General features: G+C 77.2%; 17 protein-coding genes. 8 read left to right on the top strand and 9 right to left on the bottom strand.

All coding sequences use genetic code 11. The features are described from left to right. The first annotated feature begins 71 nt into the window (after positions 1-71). The 3 genes from EDC03_RS14925 to EDC03_RS14915 all read left to right on the top strand — a co-directional run bounded on the left by EDC03_RS14925 (position 72) and on the right by EDC03_RS14915 (position 4014). Positions 72-1127: an App1 family protein gene (locus EDC03_RS14925; RefSeq protein WP_123381052.1), complete on the top strand. Its 1056-nt coding sequence runs from the start codon at positions 72-74 to the stop codon at positions 1125-1127. 90 nt (positions 1128-1217) lie between these two features. Further along, a complete protein-coding gene (locus EDC03_RS14920; RefSeq protein ID WP_148058106.1) occupies positions 1218-2414 on the top strand; it encodes a serine hydrolase in 1197 nt (398 codons plus the stop codon). A 238-nt stretch (positions 2415-2652) separates the two neighbouring features. Further along, entirely contained in the window at positions 2653-4014 is a 1362-nt protein-coding gene (locus tag EDC03_RS14915) for a M14 family zinc carboxypeptidase (protein WP_199720293.1), read from the top strand. Positions 4015-4071: 57 nt separating this feature from the next. On the opposite strand, the gene EDC03_RS14910 is transcribed toward EDC03_RS14915, so the two are convergent. Then, complete coding sequence (locus EDC03_RS14910) at positions 4072-4902, bottom strand: hypothetical protein (protein WP_123381049.1); 831 nt, start codon at positions 4900-4902, stop codon at positions 4072-4074. Continuing rightward, positions 4899-5414, bottom strand: coding sequence for a GNAT family N-acetyltransferase (locus tag EDC03_RS17695; RefSeq protein WP_158674328.1), 516 nt, complete (start codon positions 5412-5414; stop codon positions 4899-4901). The genes EDC03_RS14910 and EDC03_RS17695 overlap by 4 nt, the downstream gene beginning before the upstream one ends. A 79-nt stretch (positions 5415-5493) precedes the next feature. Between EDC03_RS17695 and EDC03_RS17690 the strand changes: the two genes are divergently transcribed. The 4 genes from EDC03_RS17690 to EDC03_RS14885 all read left to right on the top strand — a co-directional run bounded on the left by EDC03_RS17690 (position 5494) and on the right by EDC03_RS14885 (position 8325). Beyond that, positions 5494-5802 (top strand): DUF2218 domain-containing protein, encoded by a 309-nt coding sequence (locus EDC03_RS17690; RefSeq protein ID WP_158674327.1) that lies wholly within the window; start codon positions 5494-5496, stop codon positions 5800-5802. 226 nt (positions 5803-6028) lie between these two features. Further along, positions 6029-6835, top strand: a complete 807-nt coding sequence (locus EDC03_RS14895; protein ID WP_123381046.1) for a GAF and ANTAR domain-containing protein — start codon at positions 6029-6031, stop codon at positions 6833-6835. Then, on the top strand, positions 6832-7599 hold the full coding sequence (locus EDC03_RS14890) for a GAF and ANTAR domain-containing protein (RefSeq protein WP_199720292.1): 768 nt from the start codon (positions 6832-6834) through the stop codon (positions 7597-7599). Before EDC03_RS14895 ends, EDC03_RS14890 begins: the two co-directional genes overlap by 4 nt. Positions 7600-7647: 48 nt before the next feature. Next, positions 7648-8325 carry a metal-dependent transcriptional regulator gene (locus EDC03_RS14885; protein WP_123381045.1) on the top strand — a complete coding sequence of 226 codons (678 nt, stop codon included), beginning with the start codon at positions 7648-7650 and terminating at the stop codon, positions 8323-8325. 3 nt (positions 8326-8328) lie between these two features. Here EDC03_RS14885 and EDC03_RS14880 read toward each other — a convergent pair whose 3' ends face one another. From EDC03_RS14880 to EDC03_RS14870, 3 genes are read right to left on the bottom strand one after another with little or no spacing between them, the layout of a single operon-like run. Continuing rightward, positions 8329-9228 (bottom strand): metal ABC transporter permease, encoded by a 900-nt coding sequence (locus EDC03_RS14880; RefSeq protein ID WP_123381044.1) that lies wholly within the window; start codon positions 9226-9228, stop codon positions 8329-8331. Then, positions 9225-9971: a metal ABC transporter ATP-binding protein gene (locus EDC03_RS14875; RefSeq protein ID WP_123381043.1), complete on the bottom strand. Its 747-nt coding sequence runs from the start codon at positions 9969-9971 to the stop codon at positions 9225-9227. Before EDC03_RS14875 ends, EDC03_RS14880 begins: the two co-directional genes overlap by 4 nt. Further along, positions 9968-10927: a metal ABC transporter solute-binding protein, Zn/Mn family gene (locus EDC03_RS14870; protein WP_123381042.1), complete on the bottom strand. Its 960-nt coding sequence runs from the start codon at positions 10925-10927 to the stop codon at positions 9968-9970. Before EDC03_RS14870 ends, EDC03_RS14875 begins: the two co-directional genes overlap by 4 nt. 95 nt (positions 10928-11022) lie before the next feature. On the opposite strand from EDC03_RS14870, the gene EDC03_RS14865 reads away from it, so the two are divergent. Beyond that, complete coding sequence (locus EDC03_RS14865; RefSeq protein WP_123381041.1) at positions 11023-11958, top strand: NADP-dependent oxidoreductase; 936 nt, start codon at positions 11023-11025, stop codon at positions 11956-11958. 473 nt (positions 11959-12431) lie between these two features. Here EDC03_RS14865 and EDC03_RS14855 read toward each other — a convergent pair whose 3' ends face one another. The 4 genes from EDC03_RS14855 to EDC03_RS14840 form a co-directional block, all read right to left on the bottom strand. Further along, positions 12432-13079, bottom strand: coding sequence for an HAD family hydrolase (locus EDC03_RS14855; RefSeq protein WP_199720291.1), 648 nt, complete (start codon positions 13077-13079; stop codon positions 12432-12434). Positions 13080-13141: 62 nt separating this feature from the next. Further along, positions 13142-14329 carry an NAD(P)/FAD-dependent oxidoreductase gene (locus tag EDC03_RS14850; protein ID WP_123381039.1) on the bottom strand — a complete coding sequence of 396 codons (1188 nt, stop codon included), beginning with the start codon at positions 14327-14329 and terminating at the stop codon, positions 13142-13144. Between the two features lie 178 nt (positions 14330-14507). Further along, positions 14508-16808: an endo-1,4-beta-xylanase gene (locus EDC03_RS14845; protein WP_199720290.1), complete on the bottom strand. Its 2301-nt coding sequence runs from the start codon at positions 16806-16808 to the stop codon at positions 14508-14510. A gap of 256 nt (positions 16809-17064) precedes the next feature. Beyond that, positions 17065-18384: an endo-1,4-beta-xylanase gene (locus EDC03_RS14840; protein WP_123381038.1), complete on the bottom strand. Its 1320-nt coding sequence runs from the start codon at positions 18382-18384 to the stop codon at positions 17065-17067. Positions 18385-18435 lie beyond the last annotated feature (51 nt).

Genomic DNA, 18435 nt, shown 5'->3' with positions numbered 1-18435 from the left:
GCTCCCGGTGACCGGCGGGCCACGGGGGCGTGACGGGCGGGCGGCGGGCCGGTGCGGCAGCCTGGCCCGCGATGAGGGACCTCGACCGGCTGACCCCGCAGGACGCCCCCCGCGGCGTCGCCGCCGCCTACCGCGCGCAGACGGCCCTGCGCGACGCCGTCGCCGCGGTGGCGCTCCGCGTCGGCTGGCGGCCCGCCGCGCTCGTCCACCCCGGCTACGCCGTGCCCGCGGCGGACGGGCGGACGGCGGCTCGCGTCCTCGGCCGCGTCAAGGCCGCACCCCCGGGCCGCGGCCCCGTCCAGCGGGTGGGGCTGCCGGGCTGGCGGCGCTTCCTCACCGTCGACCTGCCGGACGCCCCGGTCGCCGTCGACCTCCCGGGGGCGCCCGACGGCGGCACGACCGTCCGCACCGACGCCTCGGGGCTGCTCGACGAGGTCGTCCCCCTCGACCTGCCGCCCGACGCGCCGCGCCGCCTGCCCGTGGAGCTGCGGCTGCCGGGCCGCTCGCCCGCCCGCGGCGTCGTCCACGCCGTGCCGGCGGGCGCACGGACCGGCGTCGTGTGCGACGTCGACGACACCGTCTGGATCACCGGGCTGCGGCAGCCGCTGCTCGCCGCCTGGCGCACCGTCTCGGGCTCGAGCGCGAGCCGGCACCCCGTGCCCGGGGTCGCCGCCCTGCTGCGCGCGCTGGCCGGCACGGCCGGCGACGTCCCCGTCGTCTACCTGTCCAACGGGTCGTGGAAGCTGGGCGGCCCGGTGGTCCGGTTCCTGGCCCGCCGGGGCTTCCCCGCCGGGCCGCTCCTCATGACGGACTGGGGCGTCACGCCGGAGCGGTGGTTCCGCGACGGGCAGGCGCACAAGCGGAAGGCCCTCGAGCGGCTGGCGCGGGAGCTGCCCGACGTGCGCTGGGTGCTCGTCGGCGACGACGGCGAGCACGACCCCGCGGTCTACCGGGCCTTCGCCCGGGACCACCCCGGCGCCGTCGCCGCCGTCGCGATCCGCCAGGTCGAGCGCGGGGCGCGGGCCACCGTCGACGCCGAGGGCGACGTGCCCGTCGTCGCGGCGCCCGACGGCCACCGCCTCCTCGCGCTGCTGCGCGAGCACGGGCGGGTGCCGGTCGGCCGCTGACCCCGGGGTTCCGCGCCGCCCGGCGGCACGTCGCAGCACACCGGCCGGGGCGGCGCCACCCGGCGCCGCGGACGGGGCAGGATGCGCCGCGTGCGTCCGCTCCCCGCCCTGCCCGCCGCCCTCGCCGCCGCCGCCGTCGTCGCCCCGCTGCTCCTCGGGCCGGTCGGACCGGCCGCCGCGTCGACGACGGCCCCGACGGACGGGCCGACGAGCACGGCGACCTCCGCGCCCGCGCCGACGCCGGTCCCCGGCGCCGGCCGGCTCGACGTGGCCGCGCTGCAGGAGGTCGTCGACGAGGCGGCCGACGACGACGTCCGCCTCTCCGTCGGCGTGCAGTCGCTCGGCGGCGCGACGCTCACCGACGGCCCGGTCGTGCTCGGCTCCACCGAGTCCTACTCCTCCGCGAGCCTCATCAAGGTGGCGCTCGTCGTCGCGGTGCTGCGCGCCGTCGACCGCGGCGACCTCGCCCTCGACGACACGGTCGAGGTGACGAACTCCGACGACGTGCCCGGCACCGGCGTCCTCGCCGGGTACTCCTCGCCGTACGAGGCGACGATCGGCGAGCTCTGCGGGCTCGCCATCACCGTCAGCGACAACACGGCGAGCAACGTCCTTGCCGAGGAGGTGGGGCTCGAGGAGGTCGACCGCCTCGTCGAGGACCTCGGCCTCGAGCCGACCCACATGGGCCGTCTCTTCTTCTCCGACGGGCCCAAGGACGAGAGCAACGACCTCGACGCGGCCAGCACGCTCGAGCTGCTCCGCGCCGTCCACGACGACGACGTCCTGGCGCCCGCCTCGCGCGGGCGCCTGCTCGGGTGGATGCGTCAGCAGGAGCTCGACACGAAGATCGCCGAGGAGGTCGAGGACGACGTCCAGACGGCGACGAAGACGGGCGACACCTCGCGCGTGAGCCACGCCGGCGGCTACCTGCTCGACCCGGGCCGCGAGACGGCGCTCGTCGTCCTCACCGAGACGGAGGACGGCCGCTCCCCCACGGCGGCGGCCGACCCCTACATCCAGGACGTGGCCGCCCTCGTCGCCGAGCAGGTCCTCGCCGCGCCCGAGGCGCCGGAGCCGACGACGGCGCCGGCGCCCACGACGACGCCGGAGCAGGTCGTCGCCGAGGAGGTCCGCCAGACCCTCGGCGGGGACGACGCCGCGGCCGCGGAGGACGACGGCCTCCCCGCCGCCGTCACCGGCGCCCTCACGGTCGTGGGGCTGCTCGCCCTCGTCGTCGTCGCGCTGCGGGCGCGCGTGCTCCTGAGGCAGCGGGCGCGCCGCCGCTGAGAGGCCGGCCCCGGAGCGTGTGCGCCCAGGTCGCGGTGCACCGCGTCCTGGGCGCACACGCTCCCCGGGCCGGGCGCGGGACGTCGCCGTCGGCCGACTTCTGGTCTCGACCTGTCAGATGCCGTTGACACCGAAACCGGACCATCGGTACACATCACCCACCCGGTCCGGGGGCCACCCGCCCCCTTCGCAGCTGCTCCAGCCCTCGCCTCCCCTTCACGCCACCCCTGGAGCACCCGTGCGCCTCCGCGCCCGTACCACCCGGTCCACCGTCGCCGTCGGCCTCGGCACCGCCGCCCTCCTCGCCGTCACGACCCTCCCGGGCTCGGCCGCCCCGCCGTCCGCGTCGGCCGACGCCCCGCCCGCGTGGTCGTCGTCGCTCGCCGCGGCGCAGCCGTCCGACGCCGCCTTCGCCGCCGCGGCCCCCACCTGCAGCGACACCCCGCGCAAGCTGCCCATCAACGAGTTCACCGACCACCGCGAGCTCGCCGTCGAGCTCGACCGGATCGAGGAGGTGAGCGGGGGCGCCGTCGACGTCGAGCAGGTCGGCCGCAGCAACCGCGGCCGCGAGATCTGGTCGGCCCGCGTCGGCACCGGCGAGAAGGTCGTCCTCATGACGAGCGAGATCCACGGCAACGAGAAGGTCGGCACGGACGCGCTCGTCGACCTCGTCGAGTGGATGGGCACGAGCACGACGCCGAAGGCGCAGCGCTGGCGGGACGAGCTGACCCTCGTCGCCATCCCCAAGATGAACCCCGACGGCGCCGAGCTCGACCGCCGCGGCAACGACCAGACGTGGGCCGAGGTGCAGGCGCGCCACCCGCAGCTGCGCGGCGCCGAGCCGTCGTGGAACTACTACGACACCCCGCGCACGGGTGACGACTACGGCAGCGCCCCGGGCTTCGACACCAACCGGGACTACAACCCCGACCTGTCGTACGTCCCGCAGCCCGAGGACTTCCCGGGCAGCTCCGAGGAGGCCGGCTGGTACGTCACGCCGGAGGCCTCGACGGTGCGCGACGTCTACCGCGGCCTGCAGGCGGAGTTCGGCGAGGTGGACACGTACGTCGACCTGCACCACCAGGGCGCCTGCTACGTCATGCCGGACGACCCCGAGCAGTTCGTCACGCTGTCGATCTCGGGCCAGTTCGTCGCCGACCCGTCGACGAAGCCCGAGTACGCCGAGTACGCCGAGGGCTACGACCTCGAGTACTCCAAGCAGCTCAACGTCGCCGTGAACCAGGCGCTGCAGAAGGCGGCCGAGCGCCGGCCCGTCCTCGGCAACGTCACGCTGTACCCGCAGGGCCTCGACCTGCCGGGCACGGGCCTCGGCTCGTTCCAGCTCAACGGCAGCGGCGCGGTGCTCTTCGAGATCCGCGGCCAGACGCAGAGCCTCGGCCAGCAGTACCGGGCCATGCTCACGCGGGCCACGTACGTCGGTCTCGACGGGCTCATGACGTCGGTCGCCACCGGCCGCGTCGCCGACCTCGACCCGGCCGAGTACGACGCCATCCCGCCGCGCGGCCCGAGCATCGGCAGCGCCGAGCAGGCCGACGAGGACGCGCGCGTCCTGCGCAGCGCGGGCGTCGACGTCGGCTGACGCAGCGTCCGCGACGACGGGCCCGTCACCCCGCGGGGTGGCGGGCCCGTCCGTGCGTCAGACCGCCTCACGCCGGGCCGACGGCCGCCGCACCTGCTCCCCCTGCCGCGCCAGCAGCAGCACCGAGCCGACGAGCAGGAGCACCCCGACGGCGAGCGCCGGCTCCCAGCCGGGCCGGACGGCGTCGCCCAGGAGCAGCAGGCCGGCGCCGCCCGGGACGAGCACCTCGGTCACGGACAGCACCGCGGTCACCGTGCCGGGCGACCCGTCGCGCAGCGCCGCCGCCACGAGGACGACGCCGACGACGCCGAGCACGACGAGGGACCACGTCAGCGGGTGCTCGAGCAGGCGCAGGTCGGCGACGAGGTCGTCGGTGATGTGGAGCGCCCGCACGCACAGCGCCGCGCCGCCGTAGGCGATGCCGGCCACGGCCGCGACGACGAGCGGCCGGCCGCACCGGGCGACGGGGCGCGCGACGACCGCGAGGAGCACGGCGGCGCCCACGAGCACGGGCGTCGCGGCGGCGGGCAGGCTGTCCGGGCGGTCCGTGGCCGCACTGCCGGCGACGAGCACGAGCCCGAGCACGACGCCCACCACGCCCGCGGCCTCGCCCCGTCCGAGCCGCCGGACGCCGCCGCGGTGCAGGACCGTCGTCAGCGCCACCGACGAGGTGAGGACGGACTGGACGGCGAAGACCGGCAGCGTCCGCAGCGCGACGACGGCGAGCACCCAGCCGAGCCCGTCGAGCAGGAGACCGACGACGTAGCTGGGCTGGCGCCAGACCGGCTGCCCGGGCCGGGCGCGCCGGCTGCCCCGGGCCTCGAGGAGGGTCGCGGCGGTGTTGGCGAGCATCGCCGCCACCGCGACCGCGAAGGCGAGGACGGTCACCGGGCGGCCTCCGCCGCCGCACGGCCGGGCGGCGCCATGCGCACGACCTGCGGGGGGACGCCGTCCGCCCCCACCCACGAAGCCGCGTGCCGGCGGGTCTCGACCCACCCGAGACGCGCGTAGACGTCGACCGCCCCGCTGCCCGCGACGACCTGCAGGTCGACGTCGAGGCCGTCCGCCCGCGCCGCCGCGACGGCCTCGGCCAGCAGCAGCGAGCCCACCCCGGACCGGCGTCGGTCGGGGGCGACGAGGAGGCGCACGACCTCGGCCGTGCCGGGACCACCGGCGGGCGGCCCCTCGGGCAGGCGGGCGGGCGCCACGAGGGCGACGTGCCCGACGACGGCCCCGTCCGTCGGCGCGACCGCGACCCATGCCCCGTGCAGGCCCGGGAGGCTCATCCAGCCGGCCGGGTCGTCGGGCCAGCGGGAGGGGTAGTCGTCCGCGGCGTGGACGGCGCGCAGCACCTCCACCACCGCCGGCAGGTCCTCGTCGCGTCGGGGGCGCAGCAGCACGCGCGCAGCCTGGCACCCGGCGCGGCCGACGGCCCCACGCACGTGCGTCCGGCCACCCCGACGGGGCACCCTGGGTCCCGTGGACACCCCTCCCGCCGTCCTGACCTCGCGCGCCGACGTCGAGATCGACCGCCCCGAGCGCTGGGCGAAGCAGCTCGTCACGCACCTGTCCCGCAAGGCGCCCGTCGAGAGCACCGCGGAGGGCGAGGAGCTGACCATCGGCGCCGGCCGGGGCGTCGTCCGGGCCGAGGCGGCCCGGCTCGTCCTCCTGGCCCACGCGCCCGACGCCGAGGTCCTCGCCGTCGTCAAGGACGTCCTCGGCGGCCACCTCGAGCGCTTCGCGCAGCGCGAGGGCGTCGTCGTCGCGTGGGAGGACCGCACCGCCTGACGACGCCGCACCGGTCGGCCCGTCACCGGGTGCCCGGGGCGACCGCGCACCACTACGGTGGTGGGACCGGTGGCCGTCGCGGCCGACGTCGTTCGTCGACGCCTGCTCGCAGCGGCTTCGAGTTGAGGACACAGCTCTCACTGGTCCACGGGGGTCCGCGTACGGGCGTCCCGTGGCCCGTCCTACCCCGCGCCCCGCGGTGGTCCGGCAGAGAGAGCGCTCTCGCATGCACGACCCTGTCCTCGACGGCTCCGTCGCCGCCGCCCTCGACGCGCCCCTCGAGGCCGTCTCCTTCCCGCCCGCCGTGGCCGCCGCCCTGCGGACCGTCGACCGGCTCCGCCTCGACCAGCCCGTCGGCCAGTACCTGCAGCACGTCGTCGACCTCGTCGCCGAGACGCTGCCCGGCGTCGAGGGCGTCTCCGTCGCCCTCGTCGACCGCCGGAAGGTCGTGTCGGCGGCCTTCTCCGCGCCGGTCGCCGCGCTCCTCGACGAGCGCCAGTACGAGGCCGGCTTCGGCCCCACCCTCGCCGTGGTCGCCTCAGGCGAGGGCGTCGTCGTCGACGTGACGGCCGAGGTGGCCGCCTTCCCCTCCTTCGTCCGGGTGGCGGGCCGCCACGGCGTGCGTGCCGCCGCCTCCTTCCCCCTGCGCGACGGCGAGACCGTCGTCGGCGTCCTCTCGCTCTACTGCTCCACGGGGCAGGAGCTCGTGGGCCACGCCCTCACGACCGCCCGGGAGCTCGCCGACCGGCTGGCCCCCGCCGTCGCCGACGTCGCGCGGTACAGCGCGGCCGTGACGCTGGCGGAGCAGCTCGGCGAGGCCATGCGCTCGCGCGCCGTCATCGAGCAGGCCAAGGGCGTCGTCATGCTCGAGGAGGGCGTGGACCCCGACGCCGCCTGGCAGCACCTCAGCCGGGCCAGCCAGCGCACCAACACCAAGGTGCACGACGTCGCCGCCGGGATCGTGGCGCGGGCGCAGCAGGCGTCCGGCCGGACCACGACGGGCACCGACGACGCCGCGGTCGGCCCCGGGTGACCGCGGGACCGGGGCACGAGCACCTGCAGAGCCTCCACGACGACGTCGGCGAGAGCGGGACCGGGACGGAGGCCGCCGTGGAGGCGGGACCGGACCTGGCCGCCCGCCTGGCGCGGCTCGCCCGCGAGCTCCAGGCCACGGCCGAGACGCCGGGGCGCGTCGAGCGCGCCGTCCGGGCCGCCGTCGACCTCGTCCCGGGCGCCGAGGAGGGGTCGATCAGCCTGGTCCGTGCCCGGCGGCGCGTGAGCTCGCAGGCCGAGACGGGCCGGCTGGCGCACCTGCTCGACCGACTGCAGGAGGAGACCGGCGAGGGCCCGTGCCTCGACGCCGTCTTCGACCGCGAGGTCCTCGTCGTCGACGACCTCGCCGCCGACGACCGCTGGCCGGCTCTCGCGGCCCGTGCCCGCGAGGTGGGGCTCCGCTCGGTCCTCGCCCTCCAGCTCTTCGTCGAGGGCGACAACCTCGGCGCGCTCAACCTCTGCGCCGGCCGCCCCGGCGCCTTCGACGAGGACGCCGCCCAGGTGGGCCGGCTGCTGGCCAGCCACGTCGCGGTCGCCGTCGCCGACTCCCTGCAGATGCAGGGGACGGCCCGGGCCCTCGCCACCCGCGACGTCGTCGGGCAGGCCAAGGGCATCCTCATGGAGCGGCACAAGGTGACCGCCGACCAGGCCTTCGTCCTGCTGACCCGGGTCTCGCAGACGACGAACCGCCGCCTCGTCGACGTCGCCGAGGAGCTCACCGCCAGCGGCAGCCTCGGCGGCTGAGCCAGCGGGCGGCGCCGCGCCCGTCGGCGGGTGCGTCATCCTGTCGGCGTGCCCGCGGCCTCCGACCTCACCCCGAGCGCCGAGAACTACCTCAAGGTGGTGTGGGGCCTCGGCGAGTGGTCGAGCGAGCCCGTGACCGCGGGGCTGCTCGCGGACCGGCTCGGCCTGCGGGTGTCCACCGTCTCCGACGGGGTGCGCAAGCTCACCGAGCGGGGCCTGCTCGACCACGCGCCGTACGGCGCCATCCGCCTCACCGAGGCGGGCCGCACCGTGGCCGTCAGCATGGTCCGACGGCACCGGGTCATCGAGACGTTCCTCGTGGAGATGCTCGGCTACGGCTGGGACGAGGTCCACGAGGAGGCCGACGTGCTGGAGCACGCCGTCTCCGACCGTCTCGTCGAGCGCCTGCACGAGGTGCTCGGCCGCCCCGCGCGCGACCCCCACGGCGACCCGATCCCCTCGGCGTCGGGCGCCCTCGACCCGCCCGCGGCCGTCGCCCTCGCCGACGCCGCGGCGGGCGGCGACGTCACCGTCGTGCGCGTGTCCGACGACGACCCCGCCCGGCTCCGCGACTTCGCGGCGCGCGGCCTCGTGCCCGGTGCCGTCGTCCACGTCCCGGAGGACGGGCCGGGCGACGAGGTGCGGGTGCTCCTGGGCGGTCCCGGGGGTCCGGCGCTCGCGCTGGACCCCGCCGCCGCCCGTGCCGTGTGGGTGCAGCCGGCCTGACGGTCAGGCGGCCGGCGCCGCGACGTCGTCGTTCGCGGCGCGGTCGGACCGGCGCGTCCGGCCCGGGCCGGCCTGCCGCGCGACCCGCAGCCGGGTGACGACGAGCACGACCCCGAAGGCCAGCCCCTGCGCGAGGACGACGGCGCCGGCGGTCGAGGTGTCGGTGTAGTAGCTCGTGTAGACGCCGACCAGCGAGCAGACGACGGCCACCGACGGGGCGAGGACCAGCCGCCGGACGAACCGGTCCGTGAGGAGCGCCGCCGTCACCCCGGGGATGATGAGCATGGCGACGACGAGCACGACGCCGACCGCCTGCAGCGCCACGACGGCCGTCAGCGCGAGCAGCCCGAGCAGGAGCGCGCCGAGGAGCCGGGGGCTGAGCCCGATGGCGTGCGCGTGCACGGGGTCGAAGGCGTAGAGGGTGAGGTCGCGCCGCTTGACGAGCAGGACCAGCGCCACGAGCGCGCCGATGACGAGCACCTGCGCCAGCTCGGCCGTCCCGATGCCGAGGACGTTGCCGAAGACGATGTGCCCGAGGTCGACCTGGCTCGGCGTCACGGAGACGAGGACGAGCCCCAGGGCGAAGAGGGTCGTGAAGACGACGCCGATGGCGGCGTCCTCCTTGACCCGGCCCCGGCCGCCGTCGCGCACGAGCCCGACGAGGACCACGCAGAGCAGCCCGAACACGCTGGCCCCCACCGCGAACGGGGCGCCGACGGCGTAGGCCAGCACGACGCCGGGCAGCACCGAGTGCGAGACGGCGTCGCCCATGAGCGACCACCCGACGAGGACGAGCCAGCACGACAGCAGGCCGCAGACGGCCGCCGCGACGACGACCGTCGCCGTCGCCCGGGCCATGAAGCCGTACGTCAGCGGGTCGAGGAGGAGGTCGAGGACGGTCACGGGCGCTCCTGCCGGCGGAGGGGGTCGAGCCCGAAGGCGAGGGCGAGGTTCTCGGGGCGCAGGACCTCGGCGCTCGGGCCGTGGAGGAGCACCCGGCGCATGAGGAGGACGGCCTCGTCGGCGAGGTCGGGCAGCGCCTGGAGGTCGTGCGTGGAGACGAGGACGCTCGCGCCCTCGGCCGCGAGCGTCCGCAGCAGCTCGGTGATGGTGGCCTCGGACGTCCGGTCGACCCCGGCGAAGGGCTCGTCGAGCAGCAGCGTGGCCGCGCCCTGCGCCACCGCGCGGGCCAGGAAGGCGCGCTTGCGCTGCCCGCCCGAGAGCCGGCCGACCTGCCGCTGCGCGAGGTCGGCGAGGCCGACGCGGTCGAGGGCCTCGGCGACGGCGGCGTGGTCGGCCGCCCGCAGCCGGCGGGTGGGGCCGAGGTGCCCGTACCGGCCCGTCTCGACGACCTCCCGCACCGACAGCGGGAAGGTCCAGTCGACGTCCTCGGACTGCGGCACGTAGCCGACGAGGCCCCTCCGCCGGGCGGCGGCGGGGCTGCCGCCGGCCACGACGACGGTCCCGGAGCGCGGGCGGACCGTCCCCATCACCGTCTTGAAGAGGGTCGACTTGCCCGAGCCGTTCATGCCGACGAGCCCGCACACGCGCCCGGTCCCCAGGGTGAGCGAGACGTCCTCGAGGGCGCTGACCTCGCCGTAGCGGACGGTGAGCCCCCGGACCTCCAGGGCCGGCGGGGCGCTCACCCGGCGTCCCCGGTGAGCCCGGCGACGACGAGGTCGACGTCGTGCTGCACGAGCTCGAGGTAGGTCGGGACGGGCCCGTCGGGCGCCGAGAGCGAGTCGACGTAGAGCGTCCCGCCGAAGGCGGCGCCGGTGGCGGCGGCCACCTGCTGCATGGCCTCGTCCGAGACGGTCGACTCGCAGAAGACCGCCGGGACACCGCGGTCGGCGACGAGGTCGGTGACGGCGGCCACCCGGCGCGGCGTCGCCTGCTGCTCGGCGTTGACCGGCCAGAGGTACTGCTCCTCGAGCCCGACGTCGCGGGCGAGGTAGGAGAAGGCCCCCTCGCACGTCACGAGGACGCGCTGCGCGGTCGGGACGGCGGCCAGCTGCTCGAGCGTGCTCTCGTGGAGGCGCCGCAGCTCGGCGTCGTAGGCCTCGGCGTTCGCGGCGAAGGTGGCCGCGCCCTCGGGGTCGAGGTCGGTGAGGGCCTCGGCGGCGTTGGCGACGTAGACCCGCATCTCCACGGGGCTCATCCACGCGTGCGGGTTCGGCAGTCCCGCCGCGGCGTCCGCCGCGATGTCGACCGTCGCCACGCCGTCGGACAGGACGACGCGGGGCGCGTCGACGTCCTCGAGGAACTGCTCGAACCAGGCCTCCAGGCCCAGCCCGTTGTCGAGGACGAGGTCCGCCTCCCCCGCGCGGCGCAGGTCCCCGGGGGTCGGCTCGTAGCCGTGGACCTCGGCGCCCGGCTCGAGCAGCGACTCGACGCGCACGCGGTCGCCCGCCACGACCCGGGTGACGTCGGCGAGGACCGTGAAGGTGGTCAGCACGACCGGGCGGTCGTCGTCCGGCGTCGTGCCCGGGACGGTGCAGCCCGCGGCGAGCACGGCGACGGCGGCCGCGACGGCCGCCGGGCGTGCTCCTGGGCGTGCTCCCGGGCGTGCACCTGGGCGTCCGCGACGGACGGGTCCCTCCATGCCCGCACGCTAGTTTCGGTGCACCGAACTCTCAACCGCGACGGCCGGCGGCCGACCGGGGGAAGCCGTGCCGCCGACGGGCCGTTGGGCAGGGCATGCGCGCGATCAGCTACGACACCTACGCCCCCGACGGCAGCCTCGACGGCCTCCACCTGTCCGACCTCCCCGAGCCCAAGGTGGCGCCGGGCACCGCGCTCGTGGCGGTCCGGTCGACCTCGGTCAACCCCGTCGACTGGAAGCTCGTCAGCGGCGCCCTCGACCCGGTGTTCGACACCGTCTTCCCCGTCGTGCCGGGCTGGGACGTCGCGGGCGTCGTCGTCCGCACCGGCATGGACACCCCCGAGTGGCAGGCCGGCGACGAGGTCGTGTCCTACGCCCGCAAGGACCTGCTGCACGGCGGGACCTTCGGCGAGCTCGTCGCCGTCCCGGCCACGAGCCTGGCCCGCAAGCCGCACGGCCTCTCGTGGGACGAGGCGGGGAGCCTGCCGCTGGCCGGCCTCACGGCGCTGCGCTCCCTCGACCTCACCGAGGTCGGGCCCGACGACGTCGTCCTCCTCCACGGCGCCTCCGGCGGCGTCGGGCACCTCGCGGTGCAGATCGCCGTGGCCCGCGGCGCCCGCGTCCTCGCGACGGCCAGCGAGCGCAACCACGACTTCCTCCGCGGCCTCGGCGCGGAGCCCGTCACGTACGGCGACGGGCTCGAGGACCGCGTGCGCGCCCTGGCGCCGGGCGGCGTCACGGTGGCGGTCGACTACGTCGGCGGCGTGCTGGAGCAGTCCCTCGCCGTCCTCGCCGACGGCGGCCGGCTCGCCTCGATCGTCGACGGCGGCGTCACCGAGCACGGCGGCCACCACGTCTGGGTCCGCCCGGACGGCGCCGGCCTCGAGCGGCTCGGCGCGCTCGTCGACGAGGGCGCGCTGCGCGTCGAGGTGCAGGAGACGTTCCCGCTGGAGCGCGCGGTCGACGCGATGCGCCTGTCCGCCGGCGGTCACGTGCGGGGCAAGGTCGCGGTCCGCGTCAGCGAGGGCTGAGCGGAAGCCCGGGCGCGCGAAGGCGACGTCTACGTCACCGGTGAGAGCCCTCCGGCCGTGACGTCGACGCCTCCTCCACCTCCCGGGGCGTCCAGGACGTGAGGTCGACGTCCACGTCACGTGCCGGTGCGCCCGGACGGCCCTCCACGGCGGATTGCTCCCGCCCCCCAGCGGCACCCGCCCGGCGCAGGCACGTTGCGCCGGGCGGCTGGGCGGGCGCCCGGGACGCTCGCTCCTGCACCGGCATCCGCCGATCGACCGACCATGGGTTACACGGGGGTCGGGCAGACGGGGTGCGCGTGCGCGCTCGAGTACGAGGACCGGTGGCCGGACATGTCGCCGGCGGAGCTGGCGCACGTGCACGCGGCCCGGTGCCCGGTGCGGCTGCGCCGGCTCGAGCGGGAACGCCGCCGGGCGCGTGACGCCCGGCGTGCCCGCCCGGCGCGCGGCCCGGTCCCTCTGCCCCGGCGCGGCTAGCGGCCGACGGGCGGGGCGACGGGCAGGCCCATCCGCCCGAGCTCCCGGCGCAGAGCGCCCGCGTCCGTGAAGAGCACCGCCCGCAGGCCCACACCGGCGGCGGCCTCGACGTTGGCGGGGGCGTCGTCGACGAAGGCCGTCGCCGCGGGGTCGAGGCCGTGGCGGTCGAGGAGGAGCCGGAAGACCGCCGGGTCGGGCTTGGCCAGGCGCTCGCGGCCGGAGACGAGGACGTCCTCGAACGTCGAGAGCCCGACGACCTCCTCGAGGACGTCGGCCGCCCGGTCGAAGAGCTCGGCCGACCAGTTGGTGAGGGCCAGGAGCCGGACGCCCGCGGCGGCGAGCTCCTCGACGACGGCGCGGGTGCCCGGCACGGGGCCGACGAGGGTGTCGAGGAAGCCGTCGACGTAGGCGCGGCCCACGGCCGCGTGCGCGGGGTCGGTCGCCTCGAGGCGGGCGACGGCCTCGGCGCCGGTGAGGCCGGCGTCCATGGCGTGGTTCCACGCGCGGAAGTCGACCGCGGCGAGGAAGGCCGCGACGTCGGCCGGGTCGAGCGTGTTCCACACCCGGGTCGGGTCCCACCGCACGAGCACGTTCCCGAGGTCCATGACGACGGTGGTGGGCGGCGCGTCCGCGGGGGTGGTCACGCGGCGCAGGCTAGGCGGGCGCCCGGCCCGTGCGGTCGGTCGCCGGGGCGGACGACGGCCGGTCAGACGATGGCCACCTCGGTCCGCACGGCGGCCGCCGCGGCGCCGAAGCGGTCCGGCGACAGCCCGGCGACGTCGACGACCGGGGGCCGCCCGGTCACGAGGTCGCGCACCACCTCCCCGACGGCCGGTGCCATGAGGAAGCCGTGCCCGGAGAAGCCGGTGGCGGCGACCACGCGGACGCCGTCGTCGGCGAGGCCGCCGCGGACCGGCCCGAGGGCCGCGTCGCGGTCCGGCGTCACCTCGTAGAGGCCGGCCCACCCGCGCCCGAGCGGGAGCCCGGCCAGGGCGGGGGCCACCTCGGCCAGCGCCGCGCGGAGCCCGGCGTGCCAGCCGTCGTCGACGGTGACGTCCTCCCCCTCGGCCTGGTCGGGGTCGGCCCACCCCAGCAGGAGCCCGCCCTCGCCGTCGCCGTGCCAGTACGCGCACGAGGTCTGGTCGATGGTGAAGGGCAGCGCCTCCGGGGGCACCGGCAGCCCGAGGGCGGCCGTGGCGGCGGGCGGGGCGAAGGCGATCTGGCGGCGCACCGGGCGCACGGGCAGGTCGACCCCGAGCAGCCGCCCCACCCCGGCCGACCAGGCGCCGGCGGCCACGACGACGACGGGCGTCTCGACGTCCCCCGCCGTGGTGCGCAGGCGGGCCCGGCCTCCCGGGATCGCCTCGGCCCCGAGGAGCGCGCAGCCCCGCCGCACCCGCGCGCCCAGCGCGGTGGCCGCGGCGAGGTAGGCGGCGACGACGGCGCGGGGGCGCGCGACGCCGTCGTCGGGCGACCAGGCGGCCCCCTCGAGGGCCTCCGCCCGCAGGACGACCCCGCGCCGGGCGGCCTCGGCGGGCCCGAGCAGCCGGCTGGGGACCCCGTGGGCGTGCTGGACGACGGCGGCACGGCGGAAGGCCTCGACGTGGGCCGCCGTGCGCAGGGCGAAGAGGTAGCCGGTCCGGCGCAGGCCGACGTCGGCCCCCATCTCCGCGGTGAAGCGGTGGTAGGCGGCGAGGCTGCGGGCGGCCAGCGCGACGTTGGTCGCGCCGGAGAACTGCGCGCGGACCCCGCCGACCGGCTTGCCCGACGAGCCCCCCGCCGGCTCCCCGCGCTCGAGGAGGACGACGTCCAGCCCGGCCTGCGCGCAGCGGAACGCCGCGCTCGCCCCGACCACCCCGCCCCCGACGACCACGACGTCCGCCGACCCGACCACGGTGCCTCCCGGTGCTGCCCACGACCCGTGCCCGCGGCCGTGCGGGCGGGGCCGACGGTGCCAGGTCGCCGGCCCGGGCGGGAGGGGTCGCGGCCGGTCGGTCACGCGTGCCCGGGCGCCGGGACGCACGAGGGGGCCGGGTCTGCGCGGACCCGGCCCCCTCACGCGCTGGTGGGCGTCAGGGACGGACTGCCACCTCGACGCGCACCGTGTCGCTGACGACGAGGCCGGCCTCGTCCTCGACCGAGACCGTGCAGTCGGTGGCGGCCGCGCCCGCCGTCGTCGCCGTCCCGCGCATCGTCACGACGACGTCGCGGCCGGCGCGGAGGTCGCGCACCGCCAGGCGGTCGAGCGCCGCCTGCTGGACGGCCAGGTCGAGGCGACCCGGCGAGCCCTCGACGGACGCGCACGCCACGTCGAGCGTCCGGCTGCGCAGGGCGCCCGGGCCGTCGACGGAGAGGACGGCCGTGGCCGTCACCGTGCGGCCGACCCGCGGCGTCGCGGGGCTCGCGCCCCGCAGCGTGACGCCGAGCTGCGTCGCCGGGGCGACCTCGACGGTGAAGGTGCCGCGCTCGACGTTGCCCCGCGAGTCCGTGGCGGCGCACCGCACGAGCGTCTCGCCGACGGCGAAGGTGCTGCCCGCGCGGGGCGAGCAGGTCGGCGTCACGACGCCGTCCTGCGTGTCCCGCACCTCGGGCACGACGTAGTCGACGGCGACCCCGCCCGGCCCGGGCGTCGTGGCCCGCGCCTGCACCGTCGGCAGGTCCGAGAAGCGCGGCGGCAGGAAGTCCTCCGGCCGCTCGGGCAGCTGCGACGGGTCGACGATCCCCCAGTACGCGGGCAGCGCCTGGTTCGCGTCGTCGAAGGGCAGCGGCTGCTCCCACGGGCGGGCGCTCGGCCACGTCCGCAGCCAGCTGCGGCCGTTGTTGATGCCCCACATCGTCACCGAGGAGATGACGTCGCTGCGCTCGCGCAGCACGTCGAAGAGGTCGCGGTAGTAGTAGCCGATCTCCGCGGCCGCGGCCTCGCGGTCGTCGGTCACCTGCACGTACTCGCCGCCGCCGCCGACGTCCGCGCCGCGGTTCTCCCGCGAGGAGTTGACGTCGAGCTCGGTGACGACCTGCTGGAGGTCCGGGTCGAGCGCCTCGACGGCGTCGACCGAGTCGGCCAGCCACTGCACCGGACGCGCGAAGTCGACGTGCGCCTGGTGGCCGACGCCGTCGATCGGCACGCCCCGCTCCTGCAGCGCCCCGACGAGCGAGACGTAGCGGGCGCGCTTGGCCGGCATCTCGGTGTTGTAGTCGTTGATGAAGAGCGCGGTGCCGGGGAAGTACTGGTCCGCGTAGCGGAAGGCGTCGTCGACGAAGGTCTCGCCGAGGACCTGGAACCACCGGCTGTCGCGCATGTCGTGCGGGTTGGCGTTGTCGCCGTCCGCGATGACCTCGTTGACGACGTCCATGCCCCAGATGGGGCTGTCGCCGTCGGGGTAGCGCGCCGCGACATGCTCGCCGATCGCCTTGATGTGCGCCTCCATGCGGCTGCGCAGCAGCGCCTGGTCCGCCGGTGCGCTCGTGAGGGGGCGGTCGCCGTCGAGGAAGAACCAGTCCGGCGTCTGCGAGTGCCACACGAGCACGTGGCCGTAGACCTCGACGTCGTTCGCGTCGGCGAAGTCGAGCAGCGCGTCGAGGTCGTCGAAGGTGAACTGCCCCTCGACGGGCTGGATCTCGGCGGGCTTGCCGTCGTTCTCGGGCGTGATGGCGCTGTAGTGGCGCGTGAGGAGCTCCGAGGCCAGGCCGGTCGTCTCGCGGCGGTCGACGGCGACGCCGACCCGCTCGATCCCGTCCTCGGCCAGCACGTCCGCCAGGCCGGGCAGGTCCTGGATGCCCGGGACGCTCGTCGTGCGCACGGTGACGTCGTCGAGGAGGAAGGACGCGCCCGCCGTGCCCTCGGCGTACAGCTGCACCCGGTCCGAGGCGACGGGCAGCGTGTAGGTGCCGCGGAGCTCGGTCCACGCGTCGGCCGTCACCGTCCCCGCCGCGCCGGCGACGCCCTCGTAGGAGGCGCTGCCCCCGAGGTCGCGCTGCACGGAGAGGTTGACCGAGGCGGGCGCGCTGCCCGCGGGCAGGCGGACCCAGGCGGAGACCTCGACGGCCTCGCCCGCGGCGAGGTCCCCGGTCACGTCGACCGTGGCGCCGTGCCAGCCCTCGGTGCGGCCCGTGGTGAGCAGGCTCGAGGCGCCGCCGTGGGCCGCCTCGGTGGTGACGGCCGTCGTCGCCGGGCCGCGCGCGCCCCAGCCCTGCGTGCCGTCCTCGAAGTCGTAGGTCAGGTCCACGGCCGCCGCCTGGACCGCGGCCGCGGCCCGGGTGGGGGCCGGCGCCGGGGCGGCGGACGCCGCGAGCGGCACGCCCATCGCCAGCGCGGTCGCCGCCGCCAGTGCCGGGGCGGCGTAGCGGCCGCCCCGTCGGATGTCTCGTCGCACGACGAGCCTCCTCCCCGCGGCACCCTTGCCGCGCGTCGAGAAACTTTCGGGATGTTTCACGGCAACGGTCGCACGCGGTCGGGCGGGCGTCAACGGCCGGGAACGCCCCACTTCGGCGCCCACCTGCCGCCGGGGACGCGCGGGACCCGGCACATCGGCGCCCTCGTGCCGCCTCCGGCGCCCTGCGCCGGCACGTCGGCGCCCTTCTGCCGCGGGGAGGGCCCACGCGCGGCAGAGGGGCGCCGAGATGCCGGGGTCAGCGCAGGACGACGTCGACGACGGCGTCGCCGGCGCGGTCGAGCACGAGGTCGGCGGCGCGGTCGCCCGCCGTCACGCGGTGGTCGCCCAGGAAGCCGTGCAGGACCAGGTGCCCGTCGGCGTCCGTGCGCACCGTCGTCGGCGCCACCCACCACTCGCCGCGCACGAGGTCGCGCAGCGCGGCGAACGAGGGCTTCGGCGTCCCGTCGGCGCGCACGAGGCCGACCGGCGCGCCCAGCCAGGCGCCCGCGTCCCCGAGCCCCCAGTACGTCACGCCCTGCACCGCCGGGTGCGCGACGAGCGTCCGGTAGTGCCGCACGACCTCCTCGGCCTGGCGGGCCTCGCCCTCCGGCGTCGACGGCCACGCCGACGGCCGGAAGTCGTTGAGGTCGACGACCTCCGCCGGCATGAGGTCCCCCGACAGCAGCGTGGTCTCGGTCATGTGCAGCGGCAGGCCGTAGCGGGCGAAGCGGTCGAGGACCGCCGTCGTGCGCTCCTCGCCCCAGTAGCCCTGGTGCATGTGGCTCTGCAGGCCGATGGCGTCGACGGGGACGCCGGCCTCCAGCACCCCCTCGACGAGGCACTCGAAGGCGGTGCCCATGTTGAAGTCGTTGAGCAGCAGCGTGGCCCGCGGGTCGCTCTCCCGGGCGGCCTCGAAGGCCGCACGGATCACCGGGATCCGCCCGCGCTCGAGGAACCACCGCGTGATGCCGTTCTGCGTGGGCTCGTTGTCGAACACCGGGGCGATGACCGCCTCGTTGACGACGTCCCACGCGCCCACGAGCCCGGCGAACCGGGTGACGTCGCGCCGCACCCGCTCGAGCGCCACGCGCTCGACCTCGTCGGTCGGCAGCTCGCGCAGCCAGTCCGCCGTGACGGTGTGCCAGACGAGCGGGTGGCCCTTGAGGCGCACGCCCCGGTCGGCGAACCAGCGGGCCGCGCGCTCGAGCCGCTCCAGGCGCGGCGCCCCGCGCTCCGGCTCCACCGCGCCCCAGTAGAAGGGCAGCGTCGCGGTGTCGAAGACCTCCGTGAAGAGCTCGGCGAGACGCCGGCCCACCTCCGGCGGCGCGCCGGCGCCCGGGCCGTCGGGGTCGTGCGCGTCGGCGTCGAGCAGGTCGACGACGTCGAAGCCGATGCCGCCGAGGGCGACGGCGTGACGGACCTGCCCGACGACGACGTCGGCGTCCGCGAGCGGGGCGCCGTCGGCGCCGCGCACGGTGACGACGGCGCGGGAGACCCGGTGCGCCAGCGCGGGCTCCGTGGCGGCGGGGGCGGCGACCGGGGCACCGGCGGGCAGGGCGTGGCTGGTCGGGCTCATGGGGACCTCTCGCGGGACGCGGCCGGGGCCGCGGTCGTGCCGGGGCGCCGC

This window comes from Pseudokineococcus lusitanus, assembly GCF_003751265.1.
Classification (GTDB): Bacteria; Actinomycetota; Actinomycetes; order Actinomycetales; family Quadrisphaeraceae; genus Pseudokineococcus; species Pseudokineococcus lusitanus.
This window is presented reverse-complemented; position numbering and strand designations above follow the sequence as displayed.